The 20,412-nt window shown below is 34.6% G+C and carries 17 protein-coding genes and 1 riboswitch; all 17 genes read left to right on the top strand.

Annotated elements, in window-relative coordinates:
- The first annotated feature begins 36 nt into the window (after positions 1-36).
- Positions 37-948, top strand: a complete 912-nt coding sequence (truB, locus tag CAB05_RS03960) for a tRNA pseudouridine(55) synthase TruB (RefSeq protein WP_087998505.1) — start codon at positions 37-39, stop codon at positions 946-948.
- A 70-nt stretch (positions 949-1,018) separates the two neighbouring features.
- Positions 1,019-1,966 carry a bifunctional riboflavin kinase/FAD synthetase gene (gene ribF, locus CAB05_RS03955; RefSeq protein WP_087998504.1) on the top strand — a complete coding sequence of 316 codons (948 nt, stop codon included), beginning with the start codon at positions 1,019-1,021 and terminating at the stop codon, positions 1,964-1,966.
- A 131-nt stretch (positions 1,967-2,097) separates the two neighbouring features.
- Positions 2,098-2,367 carry a 30S ribosomal protein S15 gene (rpsO, locus tag CAB05_RS03950; protein WP_087998503.1) on the top strand — a complete coding sequence of 90 codons (270 nt, stop codon included), beginning with the start codon at positions 2,098-2,100 and terminating at the stop codon, positions 2,365-2,367.
- Positions 2,368-2,579: 212 nt separating this feature from the next.
- Positions 2,580-4,694, top strand: a complete 2,115-nt coding sequence (pnp, locus tag CAB05_RS03945; RefSeq protein ID WP_087998502.1) for a polyribonucleotide nucleotidyltransferase — start codon at positions 2,580-2,582, stop codon at positions 4,692-4,694.
- Positions 4,695-4,946: 252 nt separating this feature from the next.
- On the top strand, positions 4,947-5,885 hold the full coding sequence (locus CAB05_RS03940; protein WP_371870398.1) for a polysaccharide deacetylase family protein: 939 nt from the start codon (positions 4,947-4,949) through the stop codon (positions 5,883-5,885).
- Between the two features lie 97 nt (positions 5,886-5,982).
- Complete coding sequence (locus CAB05_RS03935) at positions 5,983-7,221, top strand: M16 family metallopeptidase (protein WP_087998500.1); 1,239 nt, start codon at positions 5,983-5,985, stop codon at positions 7,219-7,221.
- A 324-nt stretch (positions 7,222-7,545) separates the two neighbouring features.
- Positions 7,546-8,445 carry a dipicolinic acid synthetase subunit A gene (dpaA, locus tag CAB05_RS03930; RefSeq protein WP_087998499.1) on the top strand — a complete coding sequence of 300 codons (900 nt, stop codon included), beginning with the start codon at positions 7,546-7,548 and terminating at the stop codon, positions 8,443-8,445.
- Positions 8,445-9,044, top strand: a complete 600-nt coding sequence (gene dpaB, locus CAB05_RS03925; RefSeq protein ID WP_087998498.1) for a dipicolinate synthase subunit B — start codon at positions 8,445-8,447, stop codon at positions 9,042-9,044. Before dpaA ends, dpaB begins: the two co-directional genes overlap by 1 nt.
- 181 nt (positions 9,045-9,225) lie before the next feature.
- Positions 9,226-10,269: an aspartate-semialdehyde dehydrogenase gene (asd, locus tag CAB05_RS03920; protein ID WP_142283046.1), complete on the top strand. Its 1,044-nt coding sequence runs from the start codon at positions 9,226-9,228 to the stop codon at positions 10,267-10,269.
- Between the two features lie 26 nt (positions 10,270-10,295).
- A complete protein-coding gene (gene dapG, locus CAB05_RS03915; RefSeq protein ID WP_087998497.1) occupies positions 10,296-11,525 on the top strand; it encodes an aspartate kinase in 1,230 nt (409 codons plus the stop codon).
- 21 nt (positions 11,526-11,546) lie between these two features.
- Positions 11,547-12,437 carry a 4-hydroxy-tetrahydrodipicolinate synthase gene (gene dapA, locus CAB05_RS03910; RefSeq protein WP_087998496.1) on the top strand — a complete coding sequence of 297 codons (891 nt, stop codon included), beginning with the start codon at positions 11,547-11,549 and terminating at the stop codon, positions 12,435-12,437.
- A 240-nt stretch (positions 12,438-12,677) separates the two neighbouring features.
- Positions 12,678-14,348: a ribonuclease J gene (locus CAB05_RS03905; RefSeq protein ID WP_087998495.1), complete on the top strand. Its 1,671-nt coding sequence runs from the start codon at positions 12,678-12,680 to the stop codon at positions 14,346-14,348.
- A 181-nt stretch (positions 14,349-14,529) separates the two neighbouring features.
- Positions 14,530-15,213: a ClpP family protease gene (locus CAB05_RS03900; protein ID WP_087998615.1), complete on the top strand. Its 684-nt coding sequence runs from the start codon at positions 14,530-14,532 to the stop codon at positions 15,211-15,213.
- Positions 15,210-15,422 carry a YlzJ-like family protein gene (locus tag CAB05_RS03895; protein WP_087998494.1) on the top strand — a complete coding sequence of 71 codons (213 nt, stop codon included), beginning with the start codon at positions 15,210-15,212 and terminating at the stop codon, positions 15,420-15,422. The genes CAB05_RS03900 and CAB05_RS03895 overlap by 4 nt, the downstream gene beginning before the upstream one ends.
- Before the next feature lie 123 nt (positions 15,423-15,545).
- Entirely contained in the window at positions 15,546-17,918 is a 2,373-nt protein-coding gene (locus CAB05_RS03890) for a DNA translocase FtsK (protein WP_087998493.1), read from the top strand.
- A gap of 59 nt (positions 17,919-17,977) precedes the next feature.
- A riboswitch (purine riboswitch) is annotated at positions 17,978-18,079 on the top strand.
- Between the two features lie 257 nt (positions 18,080-18,336).
- A complete protein-coding gene (locus CAB05_RS03885; protein ID WP_087998492.1) occupies positions 18,337-19,062 on the top strand; it encodes a GntR family transcriptional regulator in 726 nt (241 codons plus the stop codon).
- A gap of 159 nt (positions 19,063-19,221) precedes the next feature.
- Positions 19,222-20,319: a BMP family lipoprotein gene (locus CAB05_RS03880; protein ID WP_087998491.1), complete on the top strand. Its 1,098-nt coding sequence runs from the start codon at positions 19,222-19,224 to the stop codon at positions 20,317-20,319.
- The last annotated feature ends 93 nt before the right edge of the window (positions 20,320-20,412 follow it).

Genomic DNA, 20,412 nt, shown 5'->3' with positions numbered 1-20,412 from the left:
TCTGCAATACATAAAATGATTAATAAGGTGATAAACATGAATGGTGTCATTGCACTTAACAAACCTACTGGACTTACGTCTCATGATTGTGTGTTTAAAATAAGAAAAATATTAAAAACAAAAAAAGTTGGACATACTGGTACACTTGATCCAGAAGTTACTGGCGTTTTACCAATTTGTGTCGGTGAAGCCACAAAATTAATACCGTATTTAACGGATGATCGCAAAAAATATATCGGTGAAATTACTTTAGGATTTTCTACGGCTACAGAAGATGCACATGGTGAAGTAATTGAAGAGAAGAAAGTGGATCGAACCATCACTCGCAAAGAAATATTAGATGTTTTTAACAAGCTAACAGGTGAAATTCAGCAAACACCTCCAATGTACTCGGCGGTTAAAGTAAATGGTAAAAAACTTTATGAATACGCCAGAGCGGGTATTGAAGTAGAGCGTCCAACTAGAACGATTACAATTTATGAATTATCTTTACTTGATGATCGAGAGTTATTTGAGGGCGAAACAATTTCATTTAAATTTGAAGTGTTTTGTAGTAAAGGCACATATATTCGAACATTAGCAGTGCAAATGGGAGAAATATTAGGGTATCCAGCACATATGTCATATCTAACTAGAACAAAAGCTGGCGCATTCACTATTAATGATTGTGTTACGTTTGAAGAGCTTGAAGAAAAAGCGGTAGAAGGTACATTAGACCAGGTCATGCTTTCAATGGAACAAGCTTTAAGTGATTACCCACGACTAAACGTGAATAAAGAAGATGAAGCAAAGGTATTTAATGGAAGTCAATTTAAAAATGAAATGAATGTAAAGGAAGAAGAATTTATCGCTGTATACAATGAAAATGAACGTGTGATTGCGATGTATAGTCCGAATCCGAAAAATCCAAATATGATCAAACCTACAAGAGTATTTCATAATCAATAGAAAAAACTATATAATTTTTAGCCATTGTTCTATAATGGGGAAAGAGACTTGAATATAGAAGGTGATAAAAATGACGAAATTAATAAAAATCACCCATCCTCATTCGATAAAAAAAGTAGATTGCAAAGAAACGGTCTTAGCACTTGGCTTTTTTGATGGTGTACATAAAGGGCATCAACAAGTCATTAAAACTGCCAAAGAAATTGCGGATGAAAAAGGATTATTATTATCAGTTATGACATTTGATCCACATCCTTCAGCGATTCTTGGAAATCGAGATGAGTCGATTTCTTATTTGACGCCTTTGGAACTAAAAGTGAAGTGGATGGAAAAACTTGGTGTTGACCAATTATTTATTGTTCAATTTACAGAGGAATTTGCAAATCTCTTACCCCAGGAATTTGTTGATCAATATATTATTGCATTAAATGCGAAACATGTTGTCGCTGGATTCGATTTTTCATTCGGAAAATATGGTAAAGGTACGATGGAATCACTACCATTTCATTCTCGCAATGAGTTCTTACAAACAACAGTTTCAAAATTTGATATAGATGATGAGAAAGTAAGTTCATCAAGAATTCGTCAAGCGATAAAAGATGGAGAGATGGATGAAGCTGCTCGATTACTTGGAAGACAGTATCAAATCATTGGAACTGTCGTTGATGGTGATAAGAGGGGAAGAACAATTGGATTCCCGACAGCAAATATTTCCGTGTCAGTACCATATGCATTGCCATCAGTTGGCGTTTATGCAGTAAAATGTATCGTAAACGGCGAATTATATGAAGGTATGTGTAATATTGGTTACAAACCGACATTTTATCATGAATTCCAAAAACAAACGATTGAAGTTAATATTTTTAATTTTAATGAAGATATTTATGGAAAAGAAGTTGAGATTTTTTGGTTTACAAGAATTCGTGATGAGAAGAAGTTTAATGGAATAAATGAACTAATTGAACAACTTCATAAAGATCGCGAAACAGTCATTAGTTATTTTAAAGAGATTAACTAGGTACTTGCTTTTAGTATGAAAACATAGTACACTTAACAACGTATTTGAAAAACCGTTGCTTGGCTAATCGATATTCACCGACGACTGCTAGGTAATAGGTGTTCAACAATAATTTTATGAGGTGAAAAAACATGGCATTAACTCAAGAACGTAAAAACGAAATTATCAGCACTTACAAAACTCATGCAAACGATACTGGTTCTCCAGAAGTTCAAATTGCAGTTTTAACAGAAAACATCAACTCTTTAAATGGGCACTTACGTACTCACAAAAAAGATCACCACTCTCGTCGTGGTTTATTAAAAATGGTTGGTAAGCGTCGTAACTTACTTAACTACTTACGTAACAAAGATATTACTCGTTACCGTGAATTAATTACTAAATTAGGTTTACGTCGTTAATTTCGAGTACTAATCAGATACTTCTAGGAAAAGCGGGATTACTTCCCGCTTTTTCTTATACATATCGTTAATTTTATTAAGAAATATTTTAATCTCTTTATCGTTAGTTGATTTCTTTACTAAACATAGGAGATAATAGGTAATATGAAGATTTTTACATAATTCAAGGTATGTACAATGAATTGTCATTTAGAGAGGGGTATTTATACCATATGGAACAACAAAAGCACGTTTTTTCCACAGAGCTTGCTGGTAAACCACTTACAGTAGAAGTAGGCCAACTAGCAAAACAAGCTAATGGAGCAGTATTAGTTAGATACGGTGATACAGTCGTTCTATCAACTGTAACTGCCTCAAAAGAACCAAAAAACCTTAGCTTTTTCCCATTAACTGTAAACTATGAAGAGCGTTTATATGCAGTAGGTAAAATTCCTGGTGGATTTATCAAACGTGAAGGTAGACCAAGTGAAAAAGCAATCTTAGCAAGTCGATTAATTGACCGTCCAATTCGACCACTATTTGCAGATGGTTTCCGTAATGAGGTTCAAGTAATCAGCATGGTAATGAGTGTTGATCAAAACTGTTCTTCAGAAATGGCTGCAATGTTCGGTAGTTCATTAGCTTTATCAGTATCAGATATTCCATTTAATGGCCCAATTGCAGGTGCAGTCGTTGGCCGTATTAATGGAGAATTTGTGATTAACCCATCTGTTGAACAAGCTGAAGAAAGTGATATTAACTTGACAGTAGCTGGAACAAAAGATGCAATTAACATGGTTGAAGCTAGTGCTAATGAAGTACCAGAAGATGTAATGTTAGAAGCGATTATGTTTGGACATGAAGAAATTAAGAAATTAATTGCTTTCCAAGAAGAAATTGCAGCTCAAGTAGGTAAAGAAAAATCTGAAGTAAAACTTCATCAATTAGATGCTGAAATAGAAAAACAAGTTCGTGACCTTTGTGAAGCAGAATTAAATTCTGCAATTCAAGTTCATGAAAAACATGCACGTGAAGAAGCAATTACAGAAGTGAAAAATCGAGTAATTGCAGAGTTTGAAGAAAAAGAAGCAGATGAAGAAACGATTGGACAAGTTAAAGAAATTCTTTCTAAACTTGTTAAAGAGGAAGTACGTCGCTTAATAACTGTTGAAAAAGTACGTCCAGATGGAAGAAAGTTAGACGAAATTCGTCCATTATCTTCACAAGTGGGACTTCTACCTCGTACACATGGTTCTGGTCTATTTACACGTGGACAAACTCAGGCCCTAAGTATTTGTACTTTAGGAGCGCTTGGTGATGTTCAAATTCTTGATGGATTAGGAATTGAAGAATCTAAACGTTTTATGCATCATTATAATTTCCCATTATTTAGTGTTGGTGAAACTGGTCCAATCCGTGGTCCTGGTCGTCGTGAAATTGGGCATGGTGCATTAGGCGAAAAAGCTCTTGAGCCAAGTCTACCTGATCAGAAAGATTTCCCTTATACAATTCGACTTGTTTCTGAAGTACTTGAATCAAATGGTTCTACTTCACAAGCAAGTATTTGTGCAAGTACTTTAGCAATGATGGACGCTGGTGTACCAATTAAAGCACCTGTAGCTGGTATTGCGATGGGATTAATTAAATCTGGTGAATATTATTCAGTTTTAACTGATATTCAAGGGATGGAAGATCATTTAGGAGATATGGACTTTAAAGTAGCCGGTACTTCTAAAGGTGTAACTGCTCTTCAAATGGATATTAAAATTGAAGGTTTATCTAGACAAATTCTAAAAGAAGCATTAGATCAAGCAAAAATTGGTCGTATGCAAATTCTAGATTCAATGATTGCAACAATCAGTGAACCAAGAAAAGATTTATCAGAATTCGCACCTAAAATTTTAATGATGTCAATTAAACCAGATAAAATTAAAGATGTAATTGGACCTGGTGGTAAGCAAATCAATAAAATTATTGAAGAAACTGGTGTTAAAATTGACATCGAACAAGATGGAACAGTCTTTATCTCATCTGTTGATCAACCAATGAACGAACGTGCTAAACAAATTATTGAAGACCTTGTTCGAGAAGTTGAAGTTGGACAACTTTACATGGGTAAAGTAAAACGAATTGAAAAATTCGGAGCTTTCGTTGAAATCTTTGCTGGTAAAGATGGTCTTGTTCACATTTCTGAACTTGCTGAAGAGCGTGTAGGTAAAGTTGAAGATGTTATTGCACTTGGCGATGAATTCCTTGTTAAGGTTACTGAAATCGATAAGCAAGGACGAGTAAACTTATCTCGCAAAGCAGTATTAAAAGAACAAAAAGAAAAAGCTGAACAACAATAAGAACAAAATAAAAAAAGTCAGGTATAAATAGGAAAATTCCTATGAGTGCCTGACTTTTTTTTGGTTACACTAAAGTATAAAGTGAAACATCTTCATCCAATTAATGTGTATCATGCTTAAGTTGAATGATCTTGTTACATAATTTAGTAGAAAGCTTGTTCTATTTTCTTTAAAAAAATCATATTCCTTCTAGTAGGAGGGCGTCCGGAAATGAGTAGAGGTAAGTTGAAAGTATTTGCATTGTCAATCGCTATGATTATTGCTTTTTTTGTTGTCAATAATCAATATACTAATCGTTATGTTTCAGTATTAACAAAGAATTCTTCTTATGTAGCAGGCCATTCTGATGCTTTATATGAAGAAATCAAAACAAAGGCACCTACATATGAAATCGCACCTAAAGACGCATATATCGATCGAGTATGGAAGGCTATTCCAGGTTATAATGGCTTATCAGTGGATATTGAAAGCTCTTATCAGAAAATGAAGAAAAAAGGGGAGTTTAACGAGAAGCAATTAGTATTTAAAGAGACTTCCCCGAAAGTTCATTTGCGAGATTTACCTCCATCACCTGTTTATAGAGGAAATCCTGAGAAACCTTTAGTTGCATTTGCAATAAACGTAGCATGGGGGAATGAATATATTCCACGGATGCTTGAAGTTCTAAAAAAACATAACGCAGAAGCAACATTTTTCTTAGAAGGACGATGGGTAAAGGAAAATCCAACCGTAGCACAATTAATAACTGCTGCAAAACAAGAAGTAGGAAATCATTCTTATACCCACCCTGATATGGCAAGATTAGGTACTAATGCGATATCAAATGAAATACAAAAAACCAATTCAGTCATTTTAGCAATTACAGATCAAAAAGTTGAATGGTTTGCTCCACCTAGTGGTAGTTTTCGAGACGAGGTCGTAAATATAGCTTCAAAACTAGGTCTAGGTACAATCATGTGGACAGCTGATACAATTGATTGGCAGAAACCGCCAAAAGAAGTATTAATTAATCGAGTTATGAAAAAAGTAGAAAACGGGACAATTGTCCTAATGCATCCAACTGCTCCAACTGCCGAATCACTTGATGAGCTATTAACAAAAATAGAGGCATCAGGTAGGAAAGTTGTCAATATTTCAACATTATTAGACGAAAAAAGATACGACACCATTAAAAATGTTGAAAAAAAATGACTTTTTATGTCAGCTTTGTTAAGATGATTGTAAAATATAGTAAATTTTTTCAATTTATTACAATTGTAAATGACGGTGCATACATAGGAGGCAATACATGATAGTACGACATACTTGTAAAAATGGTGTTAGAGTTGTTTTAGAAAATATTCCAACTGTTCGTTCAGTTGCAATTGGTATATGGATCAAAACTGGTTCTACAAATGAAGTCCCAGAATTAAATGGTGTTTCACATTTTCTTGAGCATATGTTTTTTAAAGGTACAACGACAAAAAGTGCAAAAGAAATTGCAGAAAGCTTTGATTCAATTGGTGGACAAGTAAATGCCTTTACATCTAAGGAATATACTTGCTATTATGCTAAGGTTTTAGATACTCACGCTGATTATGCTTTAGATGTATTAGGAGATATGTTTTTCAATTCAACTTTTGATGAAGGCGAATTAGAAAAGGAAAAAAATGTAGTATTAGAAGAAATAAAAATGTATGATGATACGCCAGATGATTTAGTACATGATCTATTAAGTAAAGTTATGTACGAGAAACATCCACTAGGATCTCCAATTCTTGGAACTGAAGAAACGTTAAAATCATTTAATGGTGATACATTACGCCAATATATGAAGGATTTTTATACGCCTGATCAAGTTGTAGTTTCCATAGCTGGTAATATTGATGATTCTTTTGTTAGCCGAGTAGAAAATTTATTTGGAAATTACGAAGGTAAAAAGAAAGAAATCACTTTTGGTGTACCAACTTTACACTATGGCAAAATTGCGCGTAAGAAGGAAACAGAGCAAGCACATCTATGTGTTGGTTACAGAGGCTTAGAAATTGGTCATGACGAATTATATCCATTAATCACATTAAATAATATTCTTGGTGGCAGTATGAGTAGTCGCTTATTCCAGGATGTACGTGAACAAAGAGGACTTGCGTATTCTGTATTCTCTTACCATTCTGCATATCAAGATAGTGGAATGGTTGCTATTTATGCCGGTACAGGCAAAAGTCAACTAAACCAGCTATTTGAAACAATTCAAGAAACATTAAAGATCTTAACAGTTGATGGCATTTCAGAAAAAGAGCTGTTGAATTGTAAAGAACAATTAAAAGGGAATTTAATGTTGGGCTTAGAAAGTACAAATAGCAGAATGAGCCGAAATGGTAAAAATGAATTAATGCTTGGCGAACATCGCTCTTTAGATGAAATTATTCAATTAATAGACGGAGTAACAATTTCGAATGTTAATGATATCGCGCGATTTGTCTTTACAGATGACTATGCAGTTTCACTTGTAAGCCCTGATGGGATCATGCCGACTAGCATTAAATAAGAATTTGATTAAGAGAGGACCTTCATTTATGAGGGTCCTCTCTATTTTTTACAAAGTATAAAAAGTGAGATTGAGACTAAATTGAAAACGCTTGTCTTTCGAGGCGCAGAAGTTACCCTAAAGGGTAATGAGCACCACAAGCAAGGGAAGCAAGGACGTAAGCAAGCGGGACCTTCAAAGAATGAAGGTCTTCTTTTTATATTTCTTTTCACCAATGAGAAAGGAAATTCATAAGATATTTAGGAGAAAGATGTTAGGCGGTAGTCCCGCCTTAATTATATTCATTTCCATTTACCAAAGTGAAGTAAAGAAGGTGAATGCTGCATGTTAACTGGCTTGCATATAGCTGTTTTAGGCGGAGATGCCAGACAGCTGGAAGTTATTCGGAAGTTAACAGAGTTAGACGCAAAAGTAACATTAATTGGTTTTGAACAATTAGATAGTGGATTTACTAGTGCATCAAAAGAGTTAATCGCTGATGCAAGTTTTGAAGATTTAGATGCAATCTTATTACCTGTACCTGGTACAAATATTGAAGGAGTCGTCGATACAATTTTTTCAAATGAAAAAGTTGTTTTGACCAAAGAGATTCTTGATAGTACACCAGAACATTGTACGATTTACTCTGGTATTAGTAATAGTTATCTAGACGGTATCATAGCAGCCTCTAATCGTAAACTTGTGAAATTGTTTGAAAGAGATGATGTAGCTATTTATAACAGTATTCCGACTGTTGAAGGAACGATTATGATGGTTATTCAACATACGGAATATACGATTCATAATTCAAAAGTCGCTGTCTTAGGGTTAGGTCGTACTGGAATGAGTGTTGCTCGCACATTTCATAGTTTAGGTGCGAAAGTAAAAGTTGGAGCTCGTAGATCTGAACATATTGCAAGAATTGTAGAGATGGGATTAGAGGCATTTGAATTTAAAAATATCGAAGAATCCCTTAAAGATGTTGATGTTGTAATTAATACAGTGCCAACTTTAATCGTAACAGCTAGTGTGATTTCAAAACTACAACCACATGCACTCATTATTGATCTAGCATCAAAGCCTGGAGGCACGGATTTTCGTTATGCAGAAAAAAGAGGAATTAAAGCATTATTAGCACCAGGCTTACCAGGAATCGTTGCTCCTAAAACAGCTGGTCAAATTATTGGAAATGTATTAACACAGCTTTTAAGAGATGATCTTGAAAAAAGAAAGGAGCAACCGTAATGTCGCTTAAAGGTAAAAAGGTTGGTTTCGGAATTACTGGTTCACATTGTACGTATGAAGAGGTCGTTCCACAAATTCAAAAACTTGTTGATGATGGAGCTGACGTATATCCAGTCGTTACATTTACTGTAAAAAGTACAACAACAAGATTTGGTGTAGGAGAAGACTGGATTGAGAAAATTGAAGAAATCACTGGTCGTAAAACAGTGGATTCAATTGTTGGCGCAGAACCATTTGGACCTAAAGTTCAATTAGACTGTATGGTAATTGCACCTTTAACTGGAAATTCAATGAGTAAATTCGCAAACGCTCAAACTGATTCTCCAGTACTTATGGCAGCTAAAGCAACATTAAGAAATGGTAAGCCTGTTGTATTAGGTATTTCTACAAATGATGCTTTAGGTTTAAATGGCACGAATTTAATGCGTTTAATGAGTACGAAAAATATTTATTTTATCCCATTTGGGCAAGATGATCCGGTTAAAAAACCGAACTCATTAGTGGCAAGAATGGAATCTTTACTTGAAACAGTTAAAGCTTCGATTGAAGGAAAGCAGCTTCAACCTGTTTTAGTAGAAAAATATCGCGATTTGCAATAATAAATTTAGAAAAAATAACTCCGATTTATTTTTTCTATGTTAGAATGAAGAAAATTGAGTATGTGTCTTGTGATACATACTCGTTCCTATGAATAGAAATGTCCAAACTAAAAGCTTTGAAATATCACTAAAAATCGCGTAAACTATTTAATAAAAGTTAGAAATAGGGAAGGTGCAAATTGTGGGAAATAAACAAAATTATGTTGTAGCTGTAGTCGGAGCTACTGGTGCAGTAGGTCAACAAATGATTGCTACTTTAGAAAAAAGAGACTTTCCGGTAAAAGAAATTAAATATTTATCTTCAAAACGTTCTGCTGGGACGACTTTATATTACAAAGGTCAAGAAGTTATTGTACAAGAAGCGACTCCAGACGCGTTTGAAGGTGTTGATATTGCTTTATTTAGTGCAGGTGGTTCTGTGTCAAAAGAACTTGCTCATGAAGCTGTTAAAAGAGGTGCAGTCGTTGTAGATAACACTAGTGCATTTAGAATGGCTGAAGATGTTCCTTTAGTAGTACCTGAAGTGAATGATAAAGATTTATTTAACCATAAAGGAATTATTGCAAATCCGAACTGTTCTACAATTCAAATGGTAGTTGCACTTGAACCTATTCGTCAAACAATCGGTTTAAATAAAGTTGTTGTTTCAACATACCAAGCAGTTTCAGGTGCAGGTGTAACAGCAATTGAAGCATTAAAAGAGCAAGCACAAGCGTTTTTAAATGGCGAAGAAGCAACTCCTTCTGTATTACCAGTGAAAAGCGGAGAAAAGCATTATCAAATCGCATTTAATGCAATTCCTCAAATCGATGTTTTTACAGAGAATGGTTATACTTATGAAGAGATGAAAATGATAAATGAAACAAAAAAAATCATGCACTTACCTGAATTAAAAATAAGCGCAACTTGTGTAAGATTACCAGTTATTTCTGGGCATTCAGAGTCAGTATATATCGAAGTAGATAAAGAGGTTACAGTTGAAGAACTTAAAACAATTTTAAGCGATGCACCTGGAATCGTACTTCAAGATGATCCGGATCAACAACTTTATCCAATGCCATTTTATAGTATTGGAAGTAATGATGTATTTGTTGGACGTATTCGTAAAGATTTAGACAATCCATTAGGATTCCATTTATGGATCGTATCAGATAATTTATTAAAAGGTGCTGCTTGGAATTCAGTTCAAATTGCTGAAAAATTGATTGAATTAAGCATCATTTAGTGAGAAACAGCTAGAGAGGTGCAAGGATGAAAATTTTAGTCCAAAAATTTGGTGGGACTTCAGTACGTGATGAGAATGGTAGATCACACGCACTTAAACATATAAAAGAAGCTTTAGAAAACGGTTATAAGTTAGTAGTAGTTGTGTCAGCCATGGGTCGAAAAGGTGAACCATATGCTACTGATACATTGTTAAACTTAGTAGGAGCAAAAAGAAGTAAGGTTTCTCAAAGAGAACTTGACTTATTAATGTCATGTGGAGAAACAATATCTTCTATTGTATTTTCTAATTTATTAAATGAAAATGGAATTCATGCTACTGCGATGACAGGTGCATCAGCGGGATTCCGTACAAATGATGAATTTGGAAATGCTAAAATATTAGATATGAAATGCGGTCGCCTACTTAAAGAGCTTGAAAACTACGATGTTGTAGTTGTTGCAGGTTTCCAAGGTGCTACAACTAAAGGTGATATCACAACTTTGGGTAGAGGTGGAAGTGATACTTCTGCTTCAGCTCTTGGTGTTGCTGTTGGGGCAGAAACAATTGAAATTTTCACAGACGTTGAAGGTGTAATGACGGCTGACCCAAGAATTGTAAAAGAAGCACGTCCTTTATCTGTCGTAACATATGCAGAAATATGCAATATGGCATATCAAGGTGCAAAGGTAATTCATCCACGAGCGGTTGAAATAGCAATGCAAGGTAAAGTACCAATTCGAATTCGTTCAACATACTCAAATAGTCTAGGTACGCTTGTAACGTCAAATCCTTCTCAAAAATTAATCGGTGGAGATATTCAAGATCGATTAATTACAGGGATTGCTCATGTGCCTAATGTTACTCAAATTCGTGTAACATCAAAAGAACATACTTTTGATTTGCATTCTCAAGTATTTAAAGCAATGGCAAATAAAGGTATTAGCGTTGATTTTATAAATATTTCACCAAATGGTGTTGTTTACACTGTTAGCGATGAGGTTGCTACTAAGGCAATCGATGTATTAAAAGGAATAGGCTATGAGCCTTCTTATACGACTGGATGTGCAAAGGTATCAATCGTTGGTGCAGCAATTGCAGGAGTGCCAGGTGTAACATCAAAAATTGTTACAGCTCTTTCCGAAAAAGGCATTCAAATACTTCAATCTGCTGATAGCCATACAACTATTTGGGTACTTGTAAAAAATGAAGATATGATTGAAGCGGTTACTGCCTTACATGAGGCATTTGAACTTAGCTCGGTAAAAATGGATTAATTATTTGATCGGAGTGGGAAAATGAGTAGATTTGGTAAAATTTCAACTGCGATGGTAACACCTTTTGATTCAAAGGGTAATATTGATTTCGCAAAAACAACAAAACTAGTGAATTACTTAATTGAAAATGGCACAGATTCAATCGTAGTTTGTGGTACAACGGGAGAATCTCCAACATTAACATCAGAAGAAAAATTAGCATTAATTCGTCACGTTGTTACGGTTGTAGATGGCCGAATTCCAGTAATTGCTGGAACAGGCAGTAATGATACAAGAGCAACTGTTTCTCTAACAAAAAAAGTTACTGAGCTTGGTGTAGATGCAATTATGGTAGTCGTACCATATTACAATAAGCCAAATCAAGAAGGGCTATACCAACACTTTAAAGCAGCAGCAGAAAGTACTGAACTTCCTGTGATGTTATACAATGTGCCTGGTAGAACTGTTGCAAATCTAGCAATAGATACAGTTGTAAGACTTGCAGAAGTTCCAAATATTGTTGCAATTAAAGATGCTACAGGTAATTTAGGTGTTATGACTGAAATCATTGACCGCACACCTGAGGACTTTGAACTTTATTGTGGAGATGACGGATTAACACTACCAGCATTTGCAATCGGTTCAAAAGGAACTGTATCGGTAGCATCACATGTATTAGGAAATGAAATGCAACTATTAGCTGAAAGCTTCTTTACGGGAAATATGGAGCAAGCACAATTTTTACACCGTAAACTTTTACCGTTATTTGACGGTTTCTTTATGGCTCCAAGCCCAAGTCCAATTAAAACCGCTTTACAAATGAAAGGCTTAGATGTTGGTGGAGTACGTTTACCACTTGTTCCATTAACAGAAGCTGAGCGCACAACATTAACTTCACTTATGAACCAATTGGAAGAAGCATTACAAAATTAATAAAATGTCAAACCATTTTTGAGCATGCAATGCTGTTCAAAAATGGTTTTTTTTATTGTCAAAAAATGAAAAAATTTTAATAAACCTATCTATTCTCTAGTCATCTATGCCATTCATTTTACACGTCTATTTTCCTTTTTAAGGAAGAATGTATCTTGTTTTCAATGTTCCTACTAGGATATAATGTTTGTAAGATTTTGAACGGTCTGTAAATTTAAAATGTAATAGGAGGAACATGTAGTGGCTAAAGAAATAAATGAACAAGTAAAAGTATTTGCCCTAGGTGGGGTTGGAGAAATCGGAAAAAATATGTATGTTGTTGAAGTAGGGGAAGCGATTTATGTACTTGATGCGGGTCTTAAATTCCCTGAACAAGAAATGTACGGAATTGATCATGTCATACCTGATGTGAGTTATTTAGAGAAAAACGCTCAAAGACTAGTGGGTGTTTTTATCACACACGGACATGAAGATCATATTGGAGCTATTCCTTATATTATGAAAAGGCTTCCGAATGTAAAATTTTATACAAATAAACTAGCATATTTATATATACGAGAAAAGTTAAGTGAAAAAGGAATTAAAAATATGGATCAATTTGAACTTTATGATGAGCAGAGTTCATTTGAATTCGGTCAAAGTTCAATTCGCTTTTTCCGTACAACACATAGTATTCCAGATTCTTTTGGTATTTGTATCGATACACCACAAGGCTCTGTTGTATATACTGGAGATTTTAAATTTGATCAATCGAAAAGCCCTTACAAAGGCGCTGATATTGGGAAGCTAGCATTAATCGGTAATAAAGGAGTTCTATGCTTGCTTTCTGATAGTACAAATGCAGAAAGACTAGGATTCTCTGGTTCTGAGAAAAAAGTTTCTGAAGAGATTAAAAAAGAAGTTATGAATGCAAAAGGAAGAGTAATTATCACATGTTTTTCTTCAAATATTTATCGCATTCAACAAGTTATTGACGCTTGTATAGCTGCAGACCGAAAATTGGCAGTTGTAGGTAGTAGCATGGTCAAATCAATAGAATTAGCGAAGGAATTAGATTACTTAACAATTCCTGAAGATTTATTTATTTCAGTAGTTGATACAGATAACTATAAACAAAGTGATGTCGTAATTTTAACGACTGGTACACAAGGTGAACCGATGTCAGCTCTTTCTCGAATTTCAAAAGGAACACATAAACAAGTATCTATTCGAAAAGGGGATACAGTATTAATGGCAGCAACGCCAATCCCAGGAAATGAAATGCTTGTCTCTTCATCAGTAAATCTACTATTTAGAGCTGGCGCGAATGTAATATACGGGTATAAGAAAGTTCATGTATCAGGTCATGGTTATGAGGAAGAATTAAAACTAATGCTAGAATTAATGAAACCACAATATTTCCTACCGGTACATGGTGAATACCGTATGCAAAAAGCACATGGACATATTGCTGAAGAAGTTGGCATTCCGAAAGAAAATATATTTATCGTTGAAAAAGGCGACGTTGTATCATTTGAAAATGGACTTGCTAATCGCACTGAAAGAGTTGAAGTTGGCAATGTGCTAATCGATGGAATCGGTGTTGGAGATGTAGGCAATATCGTATTGAGAGATCGCAAGCTTCTTTCACAAGACGGAATTCTAGTAGTTGTTGTCACATTTAATAAGCAGAAACGATTAATTCTATCAGGTCCAGAAATTATCACAAGAGGTTTTGTTTATGTAAGAGAATCGGAAAAGCTTATTACTAGATCAACTGAAATGGTTAAGGACATTACCGAAAGAATGTTACAAAATGATCAAATAGAATGGACGCTGTTAAAAAATTCAATAAGAGATGGACTAAGTGCTTATTTATATGAAGAAACTAAGCGTAGACCTATGATACTTCCAATTTTAATGGAAGTTTAAATGAAAAAGAGAAGCTAATTAAAAGCTTCTCTTCTTTACAAATGAATGTATGTTTTCCTTCTTATTTTCACATACTAACATGTATGAAAAATGATAGGGGGAACCGCCTGTGTCAAATTCAAATAATGAAACACCAATCCCGAACGAAGAATCACCCTCAAAGCCAAATGATCAAAAAGAGATGAGTATTGTTGAAAAAATTCAGCAGCTTGGTCAAACAAATGTACCGACTTCTAATGATTCAAAAATACATTGTTTAACTATTATTGGTCAAATTGAAGGTCATGTTGCACTTCCACCACAAAATAAAACAACAAAATACGAACATTTAATTCCACAATTGGTTGCAATTGAGCAAAATCCAAAAATTGAAGGATTATTAATTGTTTTAAATACAGTTGGAGGTGATGTTGAAGCTGGACTTGCGATTTCAGAAATGGTAGCTTCTTTAACTAAACCATCAGTTTCAATTGTTTTAGGTGGAGGCCATAGTATCGGGGTTCCGATTGCTGTTAGTACGGACTATTCATTTATTGCTGAGACAGCTACGATGACGATCCATCCTATTCGATTAACTGGACTTGTGATCGGAGTGCCTCAAACATTCGAGTATCTTGATAAGATGCAAGAAAGGGTTACTGGATTTGTTACAAAGCATTCAAAGATTACTGAAGAGCGTTTCAAAGAATTAATGTTTACAAAAGGAAATCTAACACGAGATATTGGTTCTAATGTAGTAGGTATAGACGCTGTGAAATATGGTTTAATTGACGATGTTGGTGGTATTGGGCAAGCAATTCAAAAACTTCAAGAATTAATAGATGAAAGAAAAGAAAAATCGAATAAAGAGGAGAATGCATTTTGATTCTTTATACAATTATGCCACTTGAATCTATTTATCCTATTGATCAACAAGAATATACTCAGCAGCAATATATGGAGTACAACGGAGTACCAATGCTTGTAGATAGTGTTGGTGGCAGTTCTTTCGAAATTAGAAGAATTGTTAGTACAGATCCCGAGCATTATATGCAATATGAGCCAGGACAACGAATAGTCATCCTACCAACTTAAGGTAAATGTTAACAATACATGGTAAACATATGTTCTGATATGTTATAATAAATTCAATTTAAGAAAGCAGCCAAATGGCTGCTTTCTTTGGCGAATCTGCATTCTTAGATGGGGGTGAAATACATGGCAAAACAAAAACAACAAAAATCAAAAGCTCGAAAATCTACTAGTGGTTCGGGATCAATATGGTATGAGATTAGCGGTCTACTATTCATAGCACTATCCATCATTACAATATTAAAACTAGGCATAGTAGGGAAATCATTTGTCCTATTCCTTCGATTTTTCTTCGGTGAATGGTATATGTTAAGTTTTCTATTTATTATCGGCTTATCTGCGTATAGTATTATCTACCGAAAAAGGCCACCTTTTATATCGAGTATAACGATGGGCGGCTTATTAATCTTCTTTAGTATACTGATGTTTAGTCATGTTACTCTATTTGATTTACTAGCAAAAGGTAACCAATTTAAAGATCAATCTGTTCTGAAGAGTACATTTGATTTATTTATGATTGAGGCAAAAGGTCAAATTAGTACAGTCGATCTTGGTGGCGGAATGATTGGTGCAATATTATTTGCTATTTTATATTTCCTATTTGATCGCACTGGAGCTATATTATTTGGAGTCATTGCAATTGTAGCTGGTATTTTATTTATTACTGGGAAACCACTTGGTGGGTATCTTTATCAATACATCGTGCCAAAGCTTAGAAATGTAATATCAGATATATTTAAAGATTTCCGTAATTTTTGGAAGCGAGAGCGTGAACCTAAAACGTCAGGTAGAAGAGCGGCTGCAAAACAAAAAAGGAAAGCTAATCAAGAACAAATAGAAGATGAAATGATCCAACCCTCGAATACGGTCAATAGAGATATAGAAATTGCCGGTATTTACGAGGAGGAAGTACTTGAGGAACCAAAGGAAATTCAAATTCAATATTCCCCTACATATCAACCTAATGTAAATGAACAAGTAATTGCAACTATCAATTCTTCTACTAGTACCGAAGACGATGACAATTCTATCGATATTCCGGTTGCAGAAGTAGGGATGGATGAGAAAGTAGATTATGTATTACCATCAATGGATTTACTTGCATTTCCAAAAGGTGTTAAAAAGAGAGAAAATGAATCAAAGCTAAAAGAAAATGCGGACAAGCTAGAACGAACCTTCCAAAGTTTTGGGGTAAAAGCCAATGTAACGAAGGTTCACCATGGCCCAGCAGTTACAAAGTATGAAGTATATCCTGAGGCGGGTGTAAAGGTAAGTAGAATTGTTAATTTAAGTGATGATTTGGCACTTGCCCTAGCAGCGAAAGATATTCGAATAGAAGCCCCAATTCCTGGGAAATCGGCTGTTGGCATTGAAGTTCCTAATACAAACATAACAACAGTACTGCTTAGAGAAGTTCTTGAAACGAAAAATCCTAAACTTCAAAATCCTTTGGCGGTATCACTTGGAAAAGATATTGCTGGTGAAGCTGTATTTGCAGAACTTAATAAAATGCCACATTTACTAGTAGCTGGTGCAACCGGTAGTGGGAAAAGTGTATGTATTAATGGGATTATCGTTAGTATATTAATGAATGCAAAACCTTCTGAAGTAAAATTGATGTTAATCGATCCAAAAATGGTAGAACTAAATGTATATAACGGTATACCACATTTATTAACACCAGTTGTTACAAATCCGAAAAAAGCATCTCAAGCACTTCGAAAAGTTGTAAGTGAAATGGAAAGACGATATGAGTTATTTTCACATACAGGTACTAGAAATATTGAGGCTTATAATGAATTAATACGCCAAAATAACAATATGTTGGATGCGAAACAACCTTTATTACCATTTATTGTCGTCATTGTCGATGAGCTTGCAGACTTAATGATGGTAGCTTCAAGTGATGTTGAAGATTCAATAACTCGTTTAGCACAAATGGCCCGAGCAGCTGGTATTCATTTAATAATCGCAACACAAAGACCATCAGTTGATGTTATTACGGGTGTTATTAAAGCAAATATTCCTTCACGAATCGCCTTTAGTGTTTCTTCACAAACAGATTCTAGAACCATCTTAGATTCAGGTGGTGCTGAGAAGCTTTTAGGTAGAGGAGATATGCTTTATCAACCAATCGGAGCTTCCAAACCAATTCGTGTACAAGGTGCTTTCTTATCAGATGATGAAGTTGAGCGTGTTGTAGAATTTACAATTTCTCAGCAAAAAGCACAATACCAAGAGGAAATGATGGTAAAAGAAGAGAAAGATGGAAAGACTGAAGTAGATGATGACCTGTATAATGAAGCAGTTGAATTAGTTACAAATATGCAATCTGCATCAGTTTCTTTACTACAAAGAAGATTTCGAATTGGTTACACAAGAGCAGCGAGATTAATTGATGCTATGGAAGATAATGGAATCGTTGGTCCTTATGAAGGAAGTAAACCAAGAGAGGTATTAGTTAGTAAACCAGCAGAAGATGAACAAGCGTCATCATAATCTTTTGAAAATTTGCTCGAACTTTATTGACAGTTTTAGACAAGAAATGCTATTATTTTCTTCAGATAGATGTAAGTCCTCATATAAATTCGACATTATGGGTCGAAAGTTTCTACATTGCAACCGGTATTTGCAATACTATGGGGAAAAAGCATTATTATGGAGAAAATGAAATCGTATACTAGAATCATTGACTCTTATAATCTAGCTTTTTCACTGTGTGAAACTGGGGGATTATAGGAGTCTTTTTTATGTGTATTAAAGGGGAATCCTTACATTTCGACAAATGTATTAAAGCGTTTACAAAAAATATACAGAAAGTATTGAAAAGATTTAAAAATAACAGTATAGTAAAGAAGGATTATACGACTGAGGTCTAACAACTGATGTCTGAAATCCAAAGTTTGGGGGATGGAACATGAAAATTAAAACAGACTCCAGATTACTCTATCTCCAAGTGATGGATCGAATAAAACAAGATATAGATAATGGAATTTATTTGCCACATCATAAGTTACCTTCAGAGTATGAGTTATCTAAGATATTTGGAGTAAGTAGAGCAACGTTGCGAGAAGCATTAAGAGTATTAGAAGAAGAAAATATTTTGGTTCGAAGACATGGAGTAGGTACTTTTGTAAAACCGAAACCAATCTTTAGGACAGGCATCGAACAATTGAATAGTGTTTCGGAAATGATTGTTGATGCAGGTAAGGAGCCTGGTACAATCTTTTTATCTTCTAAACTATTAGTTCCTACTAAAGAAGATTTAAATAATTTCAATATTACTGAAGATGATCGTATTCACGTCGTTGAACGTATACGTACTGCAAATGAGGAACCGGTTGTTTATTGTATAGATAAACTACCTACTAATTATTTCAAACAAGTACCTTCTTTTGAAGATCATTCATTTTTTTCATATATCAAAAAAGTGACAGGTCGAAATATTGAATACTCAAGTGCAAGAATTGAACCAATTGGTTATCACGATAAAGTATCACCTTTACTACAGTGTGAACCAGAAGTATCACTTTTATTAATTGAACAGCTACATTTTGATGATTTAAATCGAGCTGTACTACATTCTTACAATTATTTTAGAGCGGATCAGTTTAGTTTTAACGTATTACGTAAAAGAAATTAACTGCATATACAAAAGTAATTTAAGAGAAAATAAAAAAGGCTGGTATTTCTAAAAAAAACTGAAAATTTCATAAAAAAATTATTAGGGAGGTGGATCGTTAAGTAAACGATTATATACCAAGCTAGTACAAATGTAAATAAATTTAAGGGGGCAAAATTTATGAAGTTGAAAAAAGCTGGTCTTATTCTTTCAATGGCTTTAGCTGCAGGTACAATTTTAGGCGCTTGTGGTAAAGATGGAGGAAAAGATGTAGAAGGCGCATTTAAAGTAGGTATGGTAACAGACTCAGGTACAATTGACGATAAGTCATTTAACCAAGGTACTTGGGAAGGTATTAAAGCTGGAGCTGAAGATTTAAGCTTCAATGAGAAAAAAGATACAAAATACTTAAAGCCATCTGGAAGTACTGAAGCTGACTACTTAAAAGAAATTGGAAACTTACACGATGCTGGTTTCAAATTCATCGTAACGCCTGGTTTCAAATTCGAAACAGCAATTTTTAAAGCGCAAGATAAATATAAAGATGACAAATTCGTTATCATCGATGGAACTCCACACGCTGGTGATTTCAAACCTGTAGTTAAAGATAACACAGTTTCAATTTTCTTCGCTGAGCATGAAGCTGGTTACTTAGCTGGTGTTGCAACTGCAGTTCAATTAAAAACTGGTGATGTTGGATTTATTGGTGGTATGGAAATTCCTGCCGTTCAAAAATTTAACTGGGGATTCCAACAAGGTGTTAAATATGCAAACGAAAACCTTGGAACTAGTATCTCTTTAAAAGCTCAAAACGTAATTTATCAAGGAAGCTTTGATAACGTAGCTGCAGGACAACAAATTGCTGCTCAAATGTATGACCGTGGTGTTAAAGCGATCTTCACTGCTGCTGGTGGTGTAGGTATTGGTGCAATCACAGAATCTAAAGCTCGTGCAAAAGCTGGTAAAGAAGCTTGGGTTATCGGTGTAGACGTTGACCAATATTCTGAAGGTATCTACGAAGGTAACAAATCAACAATCTTAACTTCTGCTATGAAGGATGTTTCTAAAGCAGCTTCTGATATGATGAAAGCTGAAAAAGACGGAAAATTCCCTGGTGGACAAACTTTAATTTTCGATGCTAAAAACGATGGTATTGGTTTACCAAAAGAAAATCCAAACTTAAGCGAAGAAACTTTAACAAAAGTTGAAGAAGTATTTGGAAAAATTAAGTCTGGTGAAATCGTTGTAGCAAGTGAAAAAGGCGATTTAATCAAGTAATTTTTTAAATGATACGATTCATTGAATAGTTAAAAGAAGAAGCATAAGGAAAGGAATTCCACCTTTTTGTATGCTTCTTCTACAACTTTCAAG

It is taken from the genome of Gottfriedia solisilvae (assembly GCF_002128405.1).
Taxonomy (GTDB): Bacteria; Bacillota; Bacilli; order Bacillales; family Bacillaceae_G; genus Gottfriedia; species Gottfriedia solisilvae.
This window is presented reverse-complemented; position numbering and strand designations above follow the sequence as displayed.